17 protein-coding genes are annotated in these 17,475 nt (G+C 73.0%); 10 read left to right on the plus strand and 7 right to left on the minus strand.

Annotation, left to right across the window (positions count from 1 at the left end):
* Positions 1-34: 34 nt before the first annotated feature.
* Together RLT59_RS06810 and RLT59_RS06815 are read left to right on the plus strand one after the other, a co-directional pair.
* Entirely contained in the window at positions 35-1,408 is a 1,374-nt protein-coding gene (locus RLT59_RS06810; protein WP_311302564.1) for an alkaline phosphatase PhoX, read from the plus strand.
* A gap of 136 nt (positions 1,409-1,544) precedes the next feature.
* Positions 1,545-2,393 carry a polysaccharide deacetylase family protein gene (locus RLT59_RS06815; RefSeq protein ID WP_311302565.1) on the plus strand — a complete coding sequence of 283 codons (849 nt, stop codon included), beginning with the start codon at positions 1,545-1,547 and terminating at the stop codon, positions 2,391-2,393.
* Between the two features lie 20 nt (positions 2,394-2,413).
* On the opposite strand, the gene RLT59_RS06820 is transcribed toward RLT59_RS06815, so the two are convergent.
* The 4 genes from RLT59_RS06820 to RLT59_RS06835 are packed head-to-tail and all read right to left on the minus strand — an operon-like array spanning position 2,414 to position 4,869.
* Positions 2,414-2,593 (minus strand): hypothetical protein, encoded by a 180-nt coding sequence (locus RLT59_RS06820; RefSeq protein WP_311302566.1) that lies wholly within the window; start codon positions 2,591-2,593, stop codon positions 2,414-2,416.
* 13 nt (positions 2,594-2,606) lie between these two features.
* Positions 2,607-3,278 (minus strand): ABC transporter, encoded by a 672-nt coding sequence (locus tag RLT59_RS06825; protein WP_311302567.1) that lies wholly within the window; start codon positions 3,276-3,278, stop codon positions 2,607-2,609.
* The gene (locus tag RLT59_RS06830) at positions 3,275-4,180 is read right to left on the minus strand and encodes an ABC transporter ATP-binding protein (protein ID WP_311302568.1); all 906 of its coding nucleotides are present in this window, start codon (positions 4,178-4,180) and stop codon (positions 3,275-3,277) included. The genes RLT59_RS06825 and RLT59_RS06830 overlap by 4 nt, the downstream gene beginning before the upstream one ends.
* An 11-nt stretch (positions 4,181-4,191) precedes the next feature.
* Positions 4,192-4,869 carry an AIM24 family protein gene (locus tag RLT59_RS06835; protein ID WP_311302569.1) on the minus strand — a complete coding sequence of 226 codons (678 nt, stop codon included), beginning with the start codon at positions 4,867-4,869 and terminating at the stop codon, positions 4,192-4,194.
* A 71-nt stretch (positions 4,870-4,940) separates the two neighbouring features.
* Between RLT59_RS06835 and RLT59_RS06840 the strand changes: the two genes are divergently transcribed.
* The 3 genes from RLT59_RS06840 (at position 4,941) to RLT59_RS06850 (ending at position 8,274) form a co-directional block, all read left to right on the plus strand.
* Positions 4,941-5,747, plus strand: a complete 807-nt coding sequence (locus RLT59_RS06840) for a peptidyl-tRNA hydrolase (RefSeq protein WP_311302570.1) — start codon at positions 4,941-4,943, stop codon at positions 5,745-5,747.
* A gap of 180 nt (positions 5,748-5,927) precedes the next feature.
* Positions 5,928-7,238 carry an MbnB/TglH/ChrH family RiPP precursor modification enzyme gene (locus tag RLT59_RS06845; RefSeq protein ID WP_311302571.1) on the plus strand — a complete coding sequence of 437 codons (1,311 nt, stop codon included), beginning with the start codon at positions 5,928-5,930 and terminating at the stop codon, positions 7,236-7,238.
* 1 nt (position 7,239) lies between these two features.
* Entirely contained in the window at positions 7,240-8,274 is a 1,035-nt protein-coding gene (locus RLT59_RS06850) for a TIGR04222 domain-containing membrane protein (protein WP_311302572.1), read from the plus strand.
* A 182-nt stretch (positions 8,275-8,456) separates the two neighbouring features.
* Here the strand turns inward: RLT59_RS06850 and hemQ are convergent, their stop codons facing one another.
* A complete protein-coding gene (gene hemQ / locus RLT59_RS06855) occupies positions 8,457-9,191 on the minus strand; it encodes a hydrogen peroxide-dependent heme synthase (RefSeq protein ID WP_311302573.1) in 735 nt (244 codons plus the stop codon).
* A gap of 4 nt (positions 9,192-9,195) precedes the next feature.
* Positions 9,196-10,671: a protoporphyrinogen oxidase gene (gene hemG, locus RLT59_RS06860; protein WP_311302574.1), complete on the minus strand. Its 1,476-nt coding sequence runs from the start codon at positions 10,669-10,671 to the stop codon at positions 9,196-9,198.
* Positions 10,672-10,800: 129 nt separating this feature from the next.
* Here hemG and RLT59_RS06865 point away from each other — a divergent pair, with 129 nt between their 5' ends.
* Positions 10,801-11,778 carry a DUF4349 domain-containing protein gene (locus RLT59_RS06865; RefSeq protein WP_311302575.1) on the plus strand — a complete coding sequence of 326 codons (978 nt, stop codon included), beginning with the start codon at positions 10,801-10,803 and terminating at the stop codon, positions 11,776-11,778.
* An 83-nt stretch (positions 11,779-11,861) separates the two neighbouring features.
* A complete protein-coding gene (locus RLT59_RS06870) occupies positions 11,862-13,244 on the plus strand; it encodes an FAD-dependent oxidoreductase (protein WP_311302576.1) in 1,383 nt (460 codons plus the stop codon).
* Positions 13,245-13,266: 22 nt separating this feature from the next.
* On the opposite strand, the gene hemE is transcribed toward RLT59_RS06870, so the two are convergent.
* Positions 13,267-14,340: a uroporphyrinogen decarboxylase gene (gene hemE, locus RLT59_RS06875; protein ID WP_311302577.1), complete on the minus strand. Its 1,074-nt coding sequence runs from the start codon at positions 14,338-14,340 to the stop codon at positions 13,267-13,269.
* Between the two features lie 92 nt (positions 14,341-14,432).
* Here hemE and RLT59_RS06880 point away from each other — a divergent pair, with 92 nt between their 5' ends.
* From RLT59_RS06880 to RLT59_RS06890, 3 genes are all read left to right on the plus strand, one after another.
* On the plus strand, positions 14,433-15,092 hold the full coding sequence (locus RLT59_RS06880; RefSeq protein WP_311302578.1) for a DUF3000 domain-containing protein: 660 nt from the start codon (positions 14,433-14,435) through the stop codon (positions 15,090-15,092).
* A 282-nt stretch (positions 15,093-15,374) separates the two neighbouring features.
* Positions 15,375-16,037, plus strand: coding sequence for a helix-turn-helix transcriptional regulator (locus tag RLT59_RS06885; RefSeq protein WP_024488613.1), 663 nt, complete (start codon positions 15,375-15,377; stop codon positions 16,035-16,037).
* Between the two features lie 115 nt (positions 16,038-16,152).
* Positions 16,153-17,427: an HRDC domain-containing protein gene (locus RLT59_RS06890; RefSeq protein WP_311302579.1), complete on the plus strand. Its 1,275-nt coding sequence runs from the start codon at positions 16,153-16,155 to the stop codon at positions 17,425-17,427.
* Positions 17,428-17,475 lie beyond the last annotated feature (48 nt).

Genomic DNA, 17,475 nt, shown 5'->3' on the forward strand with positions numbered 1-17,475 from the left:
TCATGTCACCTGTCCATCAACAGGGAGTTGCCTCATGACCACCGCGTCTCGACGTAGCGCGACCCGCCGCCAGATCCTGGCCGCGAGCGGGGGAACCACCTCGATCGCCTTCATCGGCGCCCTCCCCGAACTCTTCGCCGGCACCGCCGCCGCCCGGGGACACAGCGGCTACGGTCCGCTCGTGTCCGACCCCGACGGGCTGCTCGACCTGCCGGAGGGCTTCCGTTACCGGGTGCTCTCCCGCGAGGGCGACCCGCTCCGCTCCGGCGAGGGGCCGGTCCCCAGCCACTGCGACGGCATGGCCGCGTTCGCCGGCCGGCGCGGACACGTCCGGCTGGTGCGCAACCACGAGAACCGGGCCGACGCGGCGATCGCCGTGCCGGTCGTCGAGGGCCTCACCTACGACCCGATGGGCAAGGGCGGCTGCACGGCCCTGGAGCTCGACAGCGACAACCGCGTGCTCGGCGAACGGGTCGCCATCGCCGGCACGGCGGTCAACTGCGCGGGCGGGCGCACTCCTTGGGACACATGGCTGACCTGCGAGGAGACCGAGGACAAGGCCGGTACCAACGGCTACACCAAGGATCACGGCTACATCTTCGAAGTGGACGGCGCCGACCCCCACCGCACCGGAGCCGTGCCGCTGACCGCGATGGGCCGCTTCCAGCACGAGGCGATCGCGATCGATCCGCGGAGCGGCGTCGTGTACGAGACCGAGGACGCGTTCGACAAGCCGTTCGGGCTCTTCTACCGCTTCCTGCCGAAGAAGCCGCTCGGCGGCACGGGCTCGCTGCGGGCCGGGGGACGGCTGGAGGCGATGCGGGTGCCCGGCGTCCCGGACCTGTCCGCGGTCCAGGAGACCGGGACCGTCTTCGACGGCGTCGAGTGGGTCCCCGTACCGGATCCGCAGGCGGCCGAGACCCCCGTCCGCTTCCAGGACTTCGGCCCGAAGGGCATCACCCACGGCCAGAAGCTGGAGGGCTGCTACTGGGGCGGGTCGTCCGTCTACTTCGTCTCCAGCTTCGCCCACAGCGCCGAGGGGTCGGCCGCCGACCACTTCGGACAGGTGTGGCGGTACGAGCCGAAGCGGCGCCGGCTGACCCTGGTCATCGTCTTCGGACCCGGTACGGACATCCAGCTGCCCGGCGAGTCCCCGGACAACATCTGTCTGGCGTCCGACGGCGGACTGATGGTGTGCGAGGACGGCGGTGGCGCCCAGCACGTGTTCGGCCTGACCAGGCGCGGTGAGGTGTACGCGATGGCGCGCGGCCGGCAGAACATCGGAACGCCCGAGAAGCCGGAGTGGGGCGAGTTCGCCGGGGTCACGTTCTCCCCCGACTACCGGACGATGTTCATGAACTGCTACACCCCCGGCACGACGTTCGCCGTGACGGGGCCGTGGCGCTGACCGGCTGAGTCACCCCCGGACGGCGGCGGTCCGGCCCGCCGCCGTCCGGGGGCCGCTTCGCGGCGCGGGGGCGCCATGGAAGAGCCGGTGACGGTTGATCAGTTATTTTCCGATAATGACATCTTCTGTACGAAGAATGACCGCCGTGACCGTTCTGGGAGTGGTGCTCGGAAGCGCCCTCGCCGGCTGCGCGAGCACCTCGGAGGGCTCCTCAGCCGACCGGCCGGCGGCCGCCCTGGCCGCTCCTTCGAAAGCCCCCTCAAGCGCTCCCCCCGCCACCGCGAAGCCGCCCACCATGGCGCCGGGCCCGGCGGGCCTGGCCCGCGTCCTCGAACGGGGCCCGAAGAGCGCCGACAAGGTCGTCGCGCTCACCTTCGACGCCGATATGACGGCCGACGAGGGCTCCCGCGCGGCCGGGGGCGAGCACTTCGACAACCCGGAGCTGATCGCCCTGCTGCGCCGGCTGAAGGTGCCCGCGACGGTCTTCATGACCGGCCGCTGGGCCGAGGAGTACCCCTCGCAGGCCCGCTCCATCGGCACGGACCCGCTCTTCGAGATCGCCAACCACTCGTACAGCCACTACGCGTTCACGTCGCCCTGCTACGGGCTGCCGACGATGGGGTCCGACGAGATCGGCGGCGAGGTGGAGCGGGCCTTCGGCGCGATCCGGAAGACCGGCGCCCGCAATGTGGTGCCGTACTTCCGCTTCCCCGGCGGCTGCTACGACGATGCCTCGCTGCGCGCGCTCGCGGCGGAGAAGGTGACGGCGGTGCAGTGGGACGTCGTCAGCGGCGACGCCTTCGCGACGGACGCGGACGCCGTGGCGGAGCAGGTGCTGGACGGCGTGAAGCCCGGTTCGCTGGTGGTCATGCACTGCACCCGCAGCGCGGCGCCGGTCACCGGCCAGGCGGTCGGCCAGGTGGTGCCGGAACTACGGAAGCGCGGATACCGCTTCGTGAAGGTGTCGGAGCTGATGCGCAGCTGAGCGCCAGCCGGGCGGAGGCGTCAGCCCGAGCAGGCCGTGCGCTGGGCCTCCTGCCATTCGCAGACCGGGCAGAGCGTGATCCCGCTGACCGACTCGGCGTACTCGGTCGGCTTCCGGCACAGCACGCACTCCGCGAACGGCGGCCCGCAGTCCGGCTCGTCCACGCTCTCGTCCACCTGGTCATGCGCACTCCGGTCCATGGCAGGAGCCTACTCAGCCGCGTACGGAGGTGAGCCCGCAGGCGAGTGCGAGCGCCGCCGCCGTGACGGCCGCCGCGCCGGCGAAGGGGAGGACCGGCACATGGACGGTGCCGGTGAGCGAGCCGGTGACCAGCCCCGTCACCGCGTACTTCGCGGGCGATCCGCCGGTCACCAGGGCCAGCAGCGCGGCGAGCACGGTAACGGCGACGGACCAGCCACGCCGGTGCAGCAGCGGACGGGTGCACAGCGCCCCGACCGCCGCCCCCACCAGGACGCAGCAGCCGGCCGCGAGCAGCCCGGCGAGCCCGGCGGACGGCAGCGGGACCCGGACGGTGTGGCGGGCATCGGCCGGATCGCTGATCAGCAGCACGGCCGCCGTCGCCGCCGTACCGAGCAGCCCGGCGCACCCCAGCGCAGCGAGGAGCGACGCCAGATGGGCCCTCGGCTGCCCGCCGGCCGCCGCGGCGACGACAGTCCGGGCGGCGGGCGGTTCCTGGCCGACGCAGATTCGCACGAGCCACGCGGTGACGGGCAGCAGCCCGGCCGCGGCGTAGCCGAGCGAGTCCAGCACGGGCTGCCCGGGGCGGGCGCCGATGCCGAGGAAGGCCAGGTAGACGAGTACCGGCGCGAGCCAGTGCTGCGAGCGGAGCAGCAGAGCGGCCTGGTAGCGGACGAGCGCGGTCATGGCGCCTCGCCGGGGGCGGTGGAGTCGGCGGATGCCTGGGCCGGGGGCCGTGCGGTACCGGCATCTTCGGGCAGTGGCGTGAGCCGCCGGATGTGCCAGGGCGGGCGGGCCGCGAGCAGCGCGCTCAGCAGCGCGTCGGAGTACGCGGCGGTCACCGTCAGCCGCAGCATGCCGTCCTCGCGCTGCGCCTGTTCGGGGTCTCCGGGCAGTCCGGCGGGGAGCGGGCTGCCCGGCGGGCCCACGGCGTCGATCCGTACCCGGGGGCCGGGGTTCGTCCCGGCCGGTGCACGGGGTACCGCGACCAGCCCGCGCCCCTCGACGCGGAACGTGTGGCCGGCGGCGCCCGCGAGCCGGCGCGGGTCGTGGTCGACGAAGACGACGGTGGCCCCCGCGGCGACCCGCTCGGCGACGGCCCGGTCCAATTCCTGGCGGGCCGCGGTGTCCAGGCCGGTCCAGGCCTCGTCCAGCACCAGCAGCTCCGGCTCCGCGAGCAGCGCCTGCGCGACGGCGACCTTCTGGCTGGTTCCCTTGGACAGCTCCGCCAGCGGGGTGCGGGCATGGCCGGCCGCACCGAAGCGGGTCAGCCACGCCTCCGCGCGCGCCGCCGCCTCCGCGGTGCGCAGCCCGTGGACGCGGCCGAGGTGGACGAGGTATCCGGCGGCGGTGAAGGGCAGCGCCGCCGGGAATCGCTCGGGGACGTACGCCGTGCGCGGCCGGTCGCCGGAGATCCGGCCCTCGCTCGGGGCGTCGATGCCGGCGAGGAGCCGCAACAGGGTGGACTTCCCGGTGCCGTTGGCCCCCTCGATCCGGACCAGGGCGCGCGCGGGCACGGCGAGGTCGACCCCGCGCAGCACCCAGGGGCCCGTCAGTCCGTACCGGCGGCCCACGCCCCGCAGCCGCATGATGTCGGTACTCAGTTGGCTGACGCCTTCTCCGGCTTGACCTCGCTGGGCCGTACGATCACGAAGCCCTCGCCGTCGAGACGCAACTGGACGGCCTCGCCGGAACCGCCGCGCAGCATCGAGCCGACGCTCTGCGAGCGGTGCAGCGAGGTGGTCAGGTGGGCGCTCCAGCCGACGACCGCGTCCGTATCGACGCACACCGGCTGCTGCGGCGTGACGGGGATCACGATGGGGTTGCCCTCGCACATCAGGCCGAGCTTTCCGTACCCGGTGAAGACGCTGTTGAAGAGGCCGCCACCGGTCATCCCGGCGCCCTTCACCGTCTTGATCTCGTAGCCGAGTGTGGCGTCGAAGCACAGGACGTTGCGGCCGTTGATGGTGAGGACGTCGCCCTGCTCCATCTCCACGATGAAGCAGTTGGCCGCCTCGTGCGCGAACCAGGCCTCGCCCTGGCCGCGCACCACCATCAGCGGCAGCCCCTCGCCCGTGACGGCACGCTTGAGCATGCCGCCGAGCCCCTGCCCCTTGCGTTCGAACTGGAGGTCGCCCCGGAAGGCGATCATCGCTCCCTGCCGTGCGTGCATCTCGCCGCTGACCGCGTACTTGATCGATTTGGCGTTCTGCAGGGTCATCCCGGGGGCGGTTGCCTGCTCCGCCATGTGCTCGCTGGAGAATAGATCGCTCTTCATGCGGTGCATCCTCGCCCGGAGGGGTTCATTCCGCCAAGAGCCGGATTCCGGGCGACTGGCAGACTGGACGGGTGAGCAGCAACGACACCCCCGTATCCCCGTCCGAGACCGCCGGCCTGCCTACGGACAGCCCCTTCCGCCCCGAGCGGACGAACCGGGACGAAGCACAGCAGTACGTACTCCCGCTGGTCGTCCATATCGAGAAGGCGGCTCCCCCGGCCCGCACCGACGCCCTGCGCACGGCGGCCCGCGCGGTGCTGGTGATGCTCTCCGACGAGCGCTCCGTGGGCGAGGGCGAGTGGGCGCAGGCGATGCGGGACTGGCAGGACGCCCGCATCCGCAAGGTGGTGCGCCGGGCGCGCGGCGCGGAGTGGCGCAAGGCCTGCGCGCTGCCCGGGATCACAGTCACCGGCGAGAGCGCCGAGGTGCGGGTGTTCCCGCCGGTGCCTTCCCCAAGTTCTCGGCTTCGCTCGAACAGGGGACACCCCACCGACGGCTGGCCCAAGGAGCTCGCCAAACTCCAGGTCTCCGGGACGGAGCTGGACGACCCCGAGCCGCCCGCCGCACCCGATGTCACCGGGCCGGTGCTCTGGCTGAACCCGGAGCTCGACATGTCGGCGGGCAAGGAGATGGCGCAGGTCGGGCACGGGGCGCAGCTCGCCTGGTGGGATCTCTCCGAGCCGGAGCGCACGGCATGGCGCGAGGCGGGCTTCCCGCTGTCCGTCGCCACGGCGCCCGAGGGCCGCTGGCGGGAACTCACGGTGAGCGGGCTGCCGGTGGTCGAGGACGCCGGATTCACCGAGATCGCCCCCGGAAAGACCGTGGTGGCCGAGGGCGCCCACCGCGTCGGCTCCCTTCCGGCACTGCCCCGGCCATGAGCGCGCGGGCCATGGGCACGCGGGACATAAGCACGCGGGCATAGGCACGGACAGCAGGATCGCGGAAACTCGCGGGCTCCGGGAACCTCAAATCCAGCTCTGAACGTCCCTCTTCCCGGATTCACCGCCGCGTGCCGGGGCCATGACACCTGCACGGAGTGGAGCAGCAGGGGGGACACCATGAAGCTGGGTATCGGTATCGGCTGGCGGCCGGAGATCGCCGACGAGGTGGAGGCGCTGCCGGGGGTCGACTGGGTGGAGGCGGTCGCGGAGAACCTCTGCGCCGACCATCTGCCCGCCTCCCTGACGCGGTTGCGGGAGCGCGGTGTCACCGTGGTGCCGCACGGGGTCTCGCTCGGGCTCGGCGGGGCAGACCGCCCGGACCCCGGCCGGCTCACCGCCCTCGCGGAGCGGGCGTCGCTGCTGGGCACGCCGCTGGTGACCGAACACATCGCGTTCGTACGGGCGGGCGGACCGCGCACCGGTTCCCCCGTGCTGGAGGCGGGGCACCTGCTGCCCGTGCCGCGCACCTGGGCCGCGCTGGACGTGCTGTGCGAGAACGTGCGGATCGCGCAGGACTCGCTGCCGGTGCCGCTGGCCCTGGAGAACATCGCGGCGCTGATCTCCTGGCCGGACGAGGAGCTGACCGAGGGCCAGTTCCTGGCCGAGCTGGTCGAGCGCACGGGGGTCGGGCTCCTCATCGACGTGGCGAACCTGCACACCAACCACGTCAACCAGGGCGAGGACCCGGCCACGGCCCTGGACGAGCTGCCGGTGGAGGCCATCGCGTACGTGCATGTGGCGGGCGGCGTCGAGAAGGACGGCGTCTGGCACGACACGCACGCCCACCCCGTCACCGCACCCGTCCTCGACGTCCTGGCCGAGCTGCGCTCCCGGGTCAGCCCGCCCGGGGTCCTGCTGGAGCGCGACGACGACTTCCCGCCGGCCGCCGAGCTGGCGGGCGAGCTGGACGCGATCCGGGCCACGCTCGACGCGGGTGCCGGGGCGGCCCCAAGGTCCACTGAGCCGTCGACCGCCCCGGCCCCGGCTCCGCTCCCGGCGAGCGGGCCCGCCGGTGCGGACGCCGTCCGGGACCGGGTAGCGGTGGCGCAGTCCTCGCTGCTCGCCGCGCTGGTCGCGGGCGCCCCCGTCCCGGAGGGCTTCGACCACCAGCGGCTCGGGGTGCAGAGCCGGGCGCTGGCGGCCAAGCGTGCCGATGTCGTCGCCAAGGTGGCACCCGAACTCCCGGAGATCCTCGGCCCTGACTACCGGGACGCCTTCCTCGCGTACGCCAGGACCCGCCCGATGTCCGCCGGTTACCGGCGCGACGCGCTGGACTTCGCGGAGCGGCTGCTCGTCGCGGGCCGCCCCGAGGACGACGCGGCCCGCCGCCGGCTGACGTACTGGTGGCAGGACCGGGCCGCGCCACGCCCGCCCCGCCGCGCCACCCGGCTGGCGCGGGCCGCCCGATCCGTACTCGCGGGGCGATGACATGGCCGCAACGAGCATCGTGGCCCTGCTCATGGTGATCGCCATCGCGGTCTCCTCGACGCTGCTGATCGCAGCGGGCCGGCGCGCGGGGCGCGGGCCCGGCGGCCCCGCCCATGACCTCTTCGAGGTGGCCTTCCTGAACGGCGGCCCCGCCAGGGTCGTGGACACCGCGCTCGCCGCCATGCACGCGGACGGCCGGCTGGCCGTCGGCGGGCCCGGCATCGTCGTGGTCCAGCGGCACCTCGCTCACGACCCGGTGGAGCGGGCCCTGCTCCAGGAGCACGCCGCGGCCCCGAACGGTGCGCTGTGGACCCTCAGGATCGCGACGATGCGCCACGCCGCGGTGCAGGAGATCGGCGACGGGCTGGCGGCGCGCGGTCTGCTGAGCCCGCCCGGGGGGAACCGGGCCCGGGCACGCTGGGGTATGGCGCAGGGGGTGCTCTGCCTGCTCGCCCTGCCGGCCTCATTCGCGGTAACCATGCAGGAGTTCACCTCCTCGGAGTCCTTCAACGAACCGGACTTCCCGTTCTTCGCGAAGGTGTTCCTGCCGCTCGTCGTCGGAAGCGTCATCGGCTTCGTCTGCGCGGCCGCTTCCCGGTACCGGATCACCAAAGCGGGCCGCAGGGCCGTCTTCACGTACGTCACAGCCAACAGGCACCGGACCGATCCGGCCCATCTGGTGGCGGTCGGGGGGCCGCGGGCCGTACCCGATCCCGAGCTGCGGAGTCAGCTGCTCGCCGCGTCCCGGGTCAGGCCGGCCCCCATGTCCACCACTTCGCACCAGTTCTCGGGTTCCTCCGGCGCCCCGTTCGTCGCGACAGCGTGGTGCGCCGGTACGACGCCGGACGGTGGCGGGTGCGGAGGCTCGTCCGGGCACGGCGGCGGGGTTGGCGGCAACGGGTGCGGTTCGGGGTCCAGCTGCGGTTCCGGCTCGGGGTCCAGCTGCGGAGGCGGGTCCAGTTGCGGCGGAGGATCGAGCTGCGGCGGCGGGTCCAGTTGCGGAGGCGGCGGGTCGAGCTGCGGCAGCAGCTCATGACCGGTGCGGGGCCGCGTCCTGGCAGGGCCGCGCTCCCGGGCCCGTAAAACGACGCCGGTGCGGCGCGCAGGCTGCGCGCCGCACCAGGAGCCGAACCCGGTGTCGCTGGAACGGCGGGCGGCACACAGTGCCGCGGTGCCCGCCGTCTGATCTTCCGGGTTGGGGTGATCGGAACCCGCTCGCTACGCGAGCCCGGCCACCAGGTCTGCGACCGACTTGCGCCGGCCGGTGTAGAAGGGGACCTCCTCGCGGACGTGCATCCGCGCCTCGGAGGCCCGCAGGTGACGCATGAGGTCGACGATGCGGTACAGCTCGTCGGCCTCGAACGCGAGCACCCACTCGTAGTCGCCCAGGGAGAAGGAGGCGACGGTGTTGGCGCGCACGTCCGGGAAGCCTCGGGCCATCTTGCCGTGGTCGGCGAGCATGCGGCGGCGGTCCTCGTCGGGCAGCAGGTACCAGTCGTAGGAGCGCACGAAGGGGTACACGCTGATGTAGTCGCGCGGCGTCTCGTCAGCGAGGAACGCCGGGATGTGCGACTTGTTGAACTCGGCGGGGCGGTGCAGCGCCATGTTCGACCAGACCGGCGTGAGGCTCCGGCCCAGCCGGGTGCGCCGGAAGAGGTTGTACGCCTCCTGCAGGGCCTCCGCCGTCTCGGAGTGCCACCAGATCATGACGTCGGCGTCGGCACGAAGTCCGGAGACGTCGTAGGTGCCGCGAACGGTGACGTCCTTGGCGGCGAGCTGGTCGAACAGCTCCTGCACCTCACCGGAGTACGCGGCACGGTCCGCGTCCGCGGGCAGCACGTCACGGAGCTTGAAGACGGACCACAGGGTGTAGCGGACGACGTCGTTGAGGTCCTTCGCCTTCTTGCCGGCGTTCGGGCCCTTGCTTGATGTCACAGTCTCGGGAGCACTCATACGGTTATTGTCCCGCCTCGCTCCCTGTGCCCTGAACCAGGGTCGGGGTGGCGATGATCTCCCCCGCGATCTCGTCCGTGATCTCGTCGGCGGCCCGGTGGGCGCTCGCGATGCACGCCGGGATGCCGACTCCGTCGTAGACCGCGCCGCAGACCCGCAGCGCGGGGAGCTTGGCGACCTCCTCCCTGATGCGGGCGACCCGGCCGAGGTGCCCGACGGGGTACTGGGGCAGTCCGCCGATCCACCGGGTGACCTCGGTGGCCACCGGCCGGGCGGCCAGTCCGGTCGCCGCCGCGAGATCGCCCAGCGAGACGTCGACGATCTCCGCGTCCTCGCGGTGCAGATGGTCCTCCTCGCCGTACCGGCCGACCGAGGTCCGCAGGAGGAACAGGTCGGGGGACGCCTCGTCGACCCACTGCCACTTCCGGCTGGAGAAGGTGGCGGCCTTGATCGTGCGGCCCTCGACCGGCGGCACCAGGAAGCCGGAACGCCCGTCGAGCGTCCCGGCGGCGGTCACGTCGGAGCGGCGGAAGGCCATGGTGACCAGGGCCATCGACGCGTACTCGACGCCCGCGAGTTCGGCGGAGGCGGCCGGTGACTCGGCGGCGAGCAGGGTCGAGGCGGACCAGGCGGGGGCGGCGAGGACGATGCCGTCGGCGGGGATCACCCGGGTGTCGGTGCGGACGTCCCAGCCGCTCGCGGTACGGGTCAGCCCGAGCACCGGGGTCTCGGTGAGGATCTCGCCGCCTCCCGCCCGTACGGCGGCGGCGACCGCGTCCGGGAGGGTGCCGATACCCCCGGCGATGCCCTGGAAGACCGGCCCGGTCTGCTGCCGGGCCGCGGCCCGCTCCTGGATGCGGGTGACCCCGTCGAGCAGCGAGCCGCCCTGCCGGGCGATCTCGAAGAGCTGGGGTACGGCGGCGCGCATCGAGATCCGGTAGGCGTCGCCCGCGTACACCCCGCCGAGCAGCGGCTCCACCAGCCGGTCGACGACCTCGCGGCCCAGCCGGTCGGCCACGTACGCCCCGACCGCGACATCGTCCCCGACCTCGGTCGGGGTGAGGTCGCGCTCCTGAGCGATCCGGGCGAGCCCCTCGGGCGAGAGCACCTCGCCGAGCGCCGCCGGGTCGCCCGGTACGCCCATCACATGGCCCTTGGGCATCGGGCGCAGCGCGTCGCGCGTCCACAGGGAGGCGGTGGCCGTGGCGGGCGGCTGTAGCCGGTCCGCGAGGCCGACGGCCCGTGCCAGGCCGACCGCCTCCGGACGGCGGGCCAGCATCGATTCGGCGCCGAGATCGACCTGGACGCCCGCTACCTCGCCGGTCCTGAGTTTGCCGCCGAGCCGGTCGGTCGCCTCCAGGAGGGTGACCCGCAGCCCGGTGCCGAGGAGCCGTTGGGCGGCCGCGAGTCCGGCGATGCCGCCGCCGATGACGACGACGTGTCCCGTGGCCCTGTCCGAGCGGTTTGCTGAACGCTGCATACCCCCACTCTCTCAAACCTCTTCCGAGTCCTGACCGTGACCGCTTCGAAACCGGTGTCGCGCAACCCGGAGCGGCCCCCCGTACGTCGAACCGACACCACTAATCACCAGTCCTGGGGGGGGACAGTTATGCACGCAGCACCAGCTACCCGCACGAAGAGACATACGGACCGTCAGGGGCGTCGGGACCGGCCGGGCCGTCCGGGTGCCCGCCGCACACAGACCGCTCTCGCCGCCGGACTGCTCACCGCCCTCCTGACGTTGAGCGGCTGCGGCGGGTCCGGTGACGACTCCGGGAAGAGCGCGGACCGCCGGGCTGCCGCCCCGGCGCAGCAGAACGGCGCGGGCTCCGGCGCCGGAGGCGCAGAAAAGGGCGCGGGCAGTTCGGCGGCGGCGAAGAAGCCGGATCCGTCGGCCGCCGCCCATGTCATCCGTACCGCCTCGCTGTCCGTGGAGGTGAAGAGCGCGCCGGAGGCGGCGGCGGCCGCCCGGGTGACGGCGGAGGCCGCCGGCGGTCTGGTGGCCGACGAGAAGACCGATCAGGTCGACGCCGCACGGGCCTCCTCGCATGTGGTGCTGCGGGTTCCGCAGGGCGAGTACGACAGCGTGCTGCGGGAGCTCTCGGGCACGGGCAAGCTGCTGTCGCGGACGTCGACCGCCAAGGATGTCACCGACCAGGTCGTGGACGTGGACAGCCGGATCGCCAGCCAGCGCACGAGCGTGGCGCGGGTGCGCAAGCTGATGGACCGGGCCGACGAGCTGTCCGAGGTGGTGTCGCTCGAAGGTGAGCTGAGCAACCGTCAGGCGGCGCTCGAATCGATGCTGGCCGAGCAGGCGTCGCTGAAGGACCGCACCACGCTGGCCACGATCACGCTCTACCTCTCGGAGCCGGAGCCGCACGCGAAGGCGGTTGCCGACGACGAGGACGATCCGGGGTTCCTGGACGCCCTGAGCGGTGGCTGGGACGTGTTCGTGACGGTGATCAAGTGGCTCGCGATGGCGCTGGGCGCGGCAGCCCCGTTCCTGGCCGTGGCCGCCGTCGTGGTGGTGCTGTGGCAGCGGCTGGGCCGCCGGGGCGGGAAGAAGGCGGGCCCGGAGGGCGAGTGAGTGCCTCACGGGGGCGCCCCGGCGCCCCCGTGGGCCGTGGCGCCGTAGCGTGGGCCTTCGGACGGGGTACCGAAGGGACGGACATGACGGCGGAACGACTGGTGGTCATCGGCGGGGACGCGGCGGGCATGTCCGCCGCGTCCCAGGCACGACGGCTCAAGGGCCCGGACGAGTTGAGCATCACCGCCTTCGAGCGGGGCCACTTCACCTCGTACTCCGCCTGCGGCATCCCGTACTGGGTCGGCGGTGACGTGGAGGGGCCGGACGAGCTGATCGCCCGCACCCCGGAGGAGCACCGCGCCCGGGACATCGATCTGCGGACGCGCACCGAGGTGACGGAGATCGATGTCGCGGGGCAGCGGGTGCGCTCCCTGGACCGGGAGTCCGGCGAGACGGCCTGGACCGGTTTCGACAAGCTGGTGATCGCGACGGGCGCCAGGCCGGTGCGTCCGTCGCTGCCCGGCATGGACGCGCCCGGGGTGCACGGGGTACAGACCCTTGACGACGGGCAGGCGCTGCTGGACTCCCTGGACCGGGCGACGAACCGGCGCGCGGTCGTCGTGGGCGCGGGCTACATCGGTGTCGAGATGGCCGAGGCGATGCTGAAGCGCGGCTTCGAGGTGACCGTGCTCAACCGGGGCGAGCAGCCGATGGCGACGCTCGACCCCGACATGGGGCGGCTGGTGCACGACGCGATGGACGGGCTCGGCATCACCACGGTGAACCGGGCCGAGGTCACCGCGATCCGCACCGGACCCGAGGGCCGGGTGAGCGCCGTGGAGACGGCGGACTCCTCGTACCCGGCGGATGTGGTGGTGCTCGGCATCGGCGTCGAGCCGGAGACGGCGCTGGCCCGCGCGGTCGGGCTGCCGGTCGGTCCGCACGGCGGGCTGCTCACCGATCTGTCGATGCGGGTCGCCGGCCACGACAACATCTGGGCGGGCGGCGACTGCGTGGAGGTCCTCGACCTGGTGGCGGGCCGCACCCGGCACATCGCGCTGGGCACGCACGCCAACAAGCACGGCCAGATCATCGGGTCCAATGTCGCCGGCGGCTACGGCACGTTCCCCGGGGTGGTCGGCACGGCGGTCAGCAAGGTCTGTGATCTGGAGATCGCCCGCACCGGGCTGCGGGAGAAGGACGCCCGTGCGGTGGGCCTGCGGTTCGTCACGGCGACGATCGAGTCGACGGGCCGGGCGGGCTACTACCCGGGGGCGCGGCCGATGACGGTGAAGATGCTCGCGGAGTACCGCACCGGGCGGCTGCTGGGCGTGCAGATCGTGGGCCGGGACGGGGCGGCGAAGCGGGTGGACGTCGCGGCGGTGGCGCTGACCGCCGGGATGACGGTGGAGCGGATGACGTCCCTGGACCTCGGCTACGCCCCGCCGTTCTCCCCGGTCTGGGACCCGGTGCTGGTGGCCGCCCGCAAGGCGGTGACGGCCGTGCGCGAGGCGGGCACCGCCTGAGGGCGGCGCCCGGCCCGGTGGTTCAGCGGGCGGTGCTGGTGTGGACGTACTCGACGAGCCGCGACAGCGCGTCGGGGTCCATGTTCGGCGTCACGCCGTGGCCCAGGTTGAAGATGTGGCCCTCAAGACCGGCGGCCGCTTCCAGCACCTCCTGGGTCTTGGCCTCCACCGCCGCGGTCGGCGCGAACAGCACGGAGGGGTCGAGGTTGCCCTGGAGCGCCTTGCCGGGGCCGACGCGGCGCGCGGCCTCGTCCAGCGGGACCCGCCAGTCGACACCGACGACGTCCGCACCGGCCTCGCCCATGAGGCTGAGCAGTTCACCGGTGCCGACGCCGAAGTGGATGCGCGGGACGCCGTACGACGCGACGGCGTCGAGGACCTTCGCGGAGGCGGGCAGCACAGAGCGGCGGTAGTCGGCGGGGGCGAGCGCGCCCACCCAGGAGTCGAAGAGCTGCACGGCGGAGGCACCGGCCTCGATCTGGACCTTGAGGAAGGCGCCGGTGATCTCCGCCAGGCGGTCGAGGAGGTCGGCCCAGAGCTCCGGGTCCCCGTACATCAGGGCCTTGGTGTGCTCGTGGTTGCGGGACGGGCCGCCCTCGACCAGGTAGCTGGCGAGGGTGAAGGGGGCGCCCGCGAAGCCGATCAGCGGGGTGGAACCCAGCTCCGCGGTGAGCAGGCCCATGGCCTCGGTGACGTACCAGACGTCCTCGGGGGTGAGATCGCGCAGCCGGGCCAGGTCGGCCCGCGTACGGATCGGCTCGGCGATGACCGGCCCGACGCCGGGCTTGATGTCGAGGTCGATGCCGATCGCCTTGAGGGGGACGACGATGTCGCTGTAGTAGACCGCGGCGTCGACCTTGTGGCGGCGGACTGGCTGCATCGTGATCTCCGCGACGAGCTCCGGCATCGTGCAGGAGTCGAGCATCGGGATGCCTTCGCGCACCTTCAGGTACTCGGGCAGCGAGCGCCCCGCCTGGCGCATGAACCAGACCGGCGTGTGCGGTACGGGCTCGCGGCGGCACGCCTTGAGGAACGCCGACTCGTGGGCGGCGGAGGTCTTCGTCTGCTGGCCCGAAGGGCGTTCGTTGGCACTCACGCACAGAATCTTCGCACGCGTGCGGAAGGAGCCCGGCCCCGCATGGGTGTCCCTCCCTGCGCGAGGCTCCGGTTCCGCCTACTCTTCCCCGCATGGCTCCGGCTCAGGGACACTTCTCCGGTCAATCCGACGGCACTGACAGCAAGGACAGTGCGGAGGGTGGTTCCGTCCCGCCCGCGTTCCGTGCGGCGGTGGACGCACTGCGCTCGGCACGGCTCCGCCCCGAACTGGAGGTGGAGCCGACGCGCCCGCCGAAGCGGCTGGCTCCGCACGCGTACGCGTTGGAGGCGGCCGTCGTCGACGGCGAGGACGATCTCGCGGACGGGCGGCTCGTGCTGCTCCACGATCCGGCCGGGCACGAGGCCTGGCAGGGCAATTTCCGGCTGGTGACGCTGGTGCGTGCCGAGCTGGAGCCGGAGATGGCCTCCGATCCACTGCTGCCCGACGTGTGCTGGTCGTGGCTGACCGGGGCGCTGGAGGCGCGCGGCCTCAGCTACGGGGAGGCGGGCGGCACGGTCACCCGGGCGAGCTCGCACTACTTCGGCGCTCTGGGGGCGCGGCGTCCCGCGACGCAGATCGAGATCCGGGCGTCCTGGACGCCCCGCGAGGGGCGCGGCGGGGTGCCGGACACGGCGGCGCATCTGATGGCGTGGGGCGACCTGCTGTGCCAGATCGCCGGCCTGCCGCCGTCGGGCCCGGCCGACGCGGCGGTGGTGACGCTGCCGCAGCGGCGCGGGCCGCAGGTTTCGTAGAACGGGCGGGCGGTCGGTCGGGCGGACACGGCCCGGCGGCCCGGCGCCGCAGGGGATGCCTCCACGTTTCGTGACACTGCGTCATAATCCTCGCACAGACACCGGCTCTCTTTTCGTACAATCGATCGCATGTCCTATTTGCCCGAATTGTTACTCACCAAATCGTGATCTTCCTCTAAAGGAGCGGGCTTCCGGTGCCGAAGAGGTCAATGACCCTTCAAGCACGGTTCGCCCCGGCTTCATCCCCGAGCCGCCCCGTACCGCCACTCCCCAGGAGGCCTGGTGTCCGTTCTCCTAGAGCAGCCCGCAAGCCTGGTCGCCTACCGCCCGAACAAGCCGACGGCCATGGTCGTCGTGGCCGACCCGCGCGTCCGTTCCACCGTCACCCGCCATCTGTGGGCACTCGGAGTACGTGACGTCATCGAGGCGTCGTCCATCGCGGAGGCCCGCCCCCGCGTCGGCAACCCGCGCGACATCTGCGTAGCCGACGTCCACCTGCCCGACGGTTCCGGGCTGACCCTGCTGTCCGAAACCCGAGCCGCCGGCTGGCCGAACGGCCTCGCCCTCTCCGCCGCCGATGACATCGGCGCGGTGCGCAACGCCCTCGCGGGCGGCGTCAAGGGCTATGTCGTCACCGGCACCCGTACCAACATCGGCCACCCCACCCGTCCCGGCGTCGCCCCCATCGGCGCCAATGCCGCCCGTATGCACCGCCGTCCCCCCGGCACCCCGAGCCACCCGGGCGGCTACCGCGAACTGTCCGGTCGCGAGGTGGAGGTCCTCCGGCTCGTCGCCGAAGGGCAGTCCAACAAGGCGATCGGCGTCTCCATGGGCCTGTCCGCCCTGACCGTCAAGAGCCACCTCGCCCGCATCGCCCGCAAGCTCGGCACCGGAGACCGCGCAGGAATGGTCGCCGTGGCCCTGCGGACGGGCATCATCCACTGAGTCGACACCCCCGCCGGTGTGCAGAAATGCGGATCCGGCTGGTTTACGTGCATCGGCGCCCGTCGACGGAACGTTCCGTCGACGGGCGCCGTGCATACACAGATACCCTTGAGGCGTGACCGACGCCCAAGAGACCGCAGCAGACACTTCACTGCGAACCACCGGGGGCGCCCCCCCGGACGACGTCGCCCCGGCGCCGATCCCCTTGCTCGAACCTCGCGAGGGCATTCCACCGGTGGTGGCCTCCGACGATGCCCTGGCCGGGGTGATCGCCGCCTTCGCCGCGGGCTCCGGCCCGGTGGCCGTCGACGCCGAGCGCGCCTCCGGCTACCGCTACGGGCAGCGCGCCTATCTCGTCCAGCTGCGCCGCGAGGGCGCGGGCAGCGCGCTCGTCGACCCGGTCGGCTGCCCCGACCTGTCCGGGCTGGGCGAGGCGCTGCACGGGGCGGAGTGGATCCTGCACGCGGCGACCCAGGACCTGCCCTGTCTGCGCGAGATAGGGATGACGCCGACCGGGCTCTTCGACACCGAGCTGGCCGGGCGGCTCGCGGGCTTCCCGCGCGTCGGCCTCGGCGCGATGGTCGAGAACGTGCTCGGCTACTCCCTGGAGAAGGGCCACTCCGCCGTCGACTGGTCCACCCGCCCGCTGCCCGACCCGTGGCTGCGCTACGCGGCGCTCGACGTCGAGCTGCTGATCGATCTGCGCGACGCCCTGGAGGAGGAGCTCGACCGGCAGGGCAAGCTGGAGTGGGCGCGGGAGGAGTTCGCCGCCATCGCCGCGGCCCCGCCCGCTCCCCCGCGCCAGGACCCGTGGCGCCGCACCTCCGGGATGCACAAGGTCCGCCGCCGCCGCCAGATGGCGGTCGTCCGGGAGCTGTGGAACACCCGCGACCAAATCGCCCGGCGCCGCGACATCTCGCCCGGCAAGGTGCTCGGGGACGCCGCGATCGTCGAGGCCGCACTGGCGGTCCCGGCCAACGTCCAGGCGCTGACAGCGCTACCCGGCTTCGGCCACCGGATGGGACGGCGGCAGCTGGAGCAGTGGCAGGCCGCCGTGGAGCGGGCGAAGGAGCTGCCCGAGACGGAGCTCCCGCAGCCCGGCCAGCCGCTGACGGGCCCGCCGCCGCCGCGCGCCTGGGCGGACAAGGACCCGGCCGCGGCCGCTCGCCTGCACGCCGCGCGGGCCGCGGTGTCCGAGCTGGCGGAGCGGCTGCACATGCCCCAGGAGAACCTGATCACGCCGGACACGGTGCGCCGGGTGTGCTGGGAGCCGCCGAAGAATCCGACCCGGGACGCGGTGGAGAACGCCCTCGCGGGATACGGGGCGCGGCACTGGCAGATCGAACAAGTCGCCCCGCTGCTGTTCAGCGCGCTGACTCCGGAGGCCTGAGAGGCATCGGACAGGGGCGTATTCACGCCAGGTTGCGCGGTCTTCGGC

Source organism: Streptomyces sp. ITFR-6 (genome assembly GCF_031844725.1).
GTDB lineage: Bacteria > Actinomycetota > Actinomycetes > Streptomycetales > Streptomycetaceae > Streptomyces.

Bases quoted from the DNA above. Each gene is read 5' to 3' on its own strand.
- hemG (WP_311302574.1), bottom strand. From the start codon at position 10,671: ATGCAGCGTTCAGCAAACCGCTCGGACAGGGCCACGGGACACGTCGTC.
- RLT59_RS06870 (WP_311302576.1), top strand. From the start codon at position 11,862: ATGACGGCGGAACGACTGGTGGTCATCGGCGGGGACGCGGCGGGCATG.
- RLT59_RS06850 (WP_311302572.1), top strand. From the start codon at position 7,240: ATGGCCGCAACGAGCATCGTGGCCCTGCTCATGGTGATCGCCATCGCG.
- RLT59_RS06880 (WP_311302578.1), top strand. From the start codon at position 14,433: ATGGCTCCGGCTCAGGGACACTTCTCCGGTCAATCCGACGGCACTGAC.
- RLT59_RS06865 (WP_311302575.1), top strand. From the start codon at position 10,801: ATGCACGCAGCACCAGCTACCCGCACGAAGAGACATACGGACCGTCAG.
- RLT59_RS06810 (WP_311302564.1), top strand. From the start codon at position 35: ATGACCACCGCGTCTCGACGTAGCGCGACCCGCCGCCAGATCCTGGCC.
- hemQ (WP_311302573.1), bottom strand. From the start codon at position 9,191: ATGAGTGCTCCCGAGACTGTGACATCAAGCAAGGGCCCGAACGCCGGC.
- RLT59_RS06815 (WP_311302565.1), top strand. From the start codon at position 1,545: ATGACCGCCGTGACCGTTCTGGGAGTGGTGCTCGGAAGCGCCCTCGCC.
- RLT59_RS06835 (WP_311302569.1), bottom strand. From the start codon at position 4,869: ATGAAGAGCGATCTATTCTCCAGCGAGCACATGGCGGAGCAGGCAACC.
- RLT59_RS06845 (WP_311302571.1), top strand. From the start codon at position 5,928: ATGAAGCTGGGTATCGGTATCGGCTGGCGGCCGGAGATCGCCGACGAG.
- RLT59_RS06825 (WP_311302567.1), bottom strand. From the start codon at position 3,278: ATGACCGCGCTCGTCCGCTACCAGGCCGCTCTGCTGCTCCGCTCGCAG.
- RLT59_RS06820 (WP_311302566.1), bottom strand. From the start codon at position 2,593: ATGGACCGGAGTGCGCATGACCAGGTGGACGAGAGCGTGGACGAGCCG.
- RLT59_RS06830 (WP_311302568.1), bottom strand. From the start codon at position 4,180: ATGCGGCTGCGGGGCGTGGGCCGCCGGTACGGACTGACGGGCCCCTGG.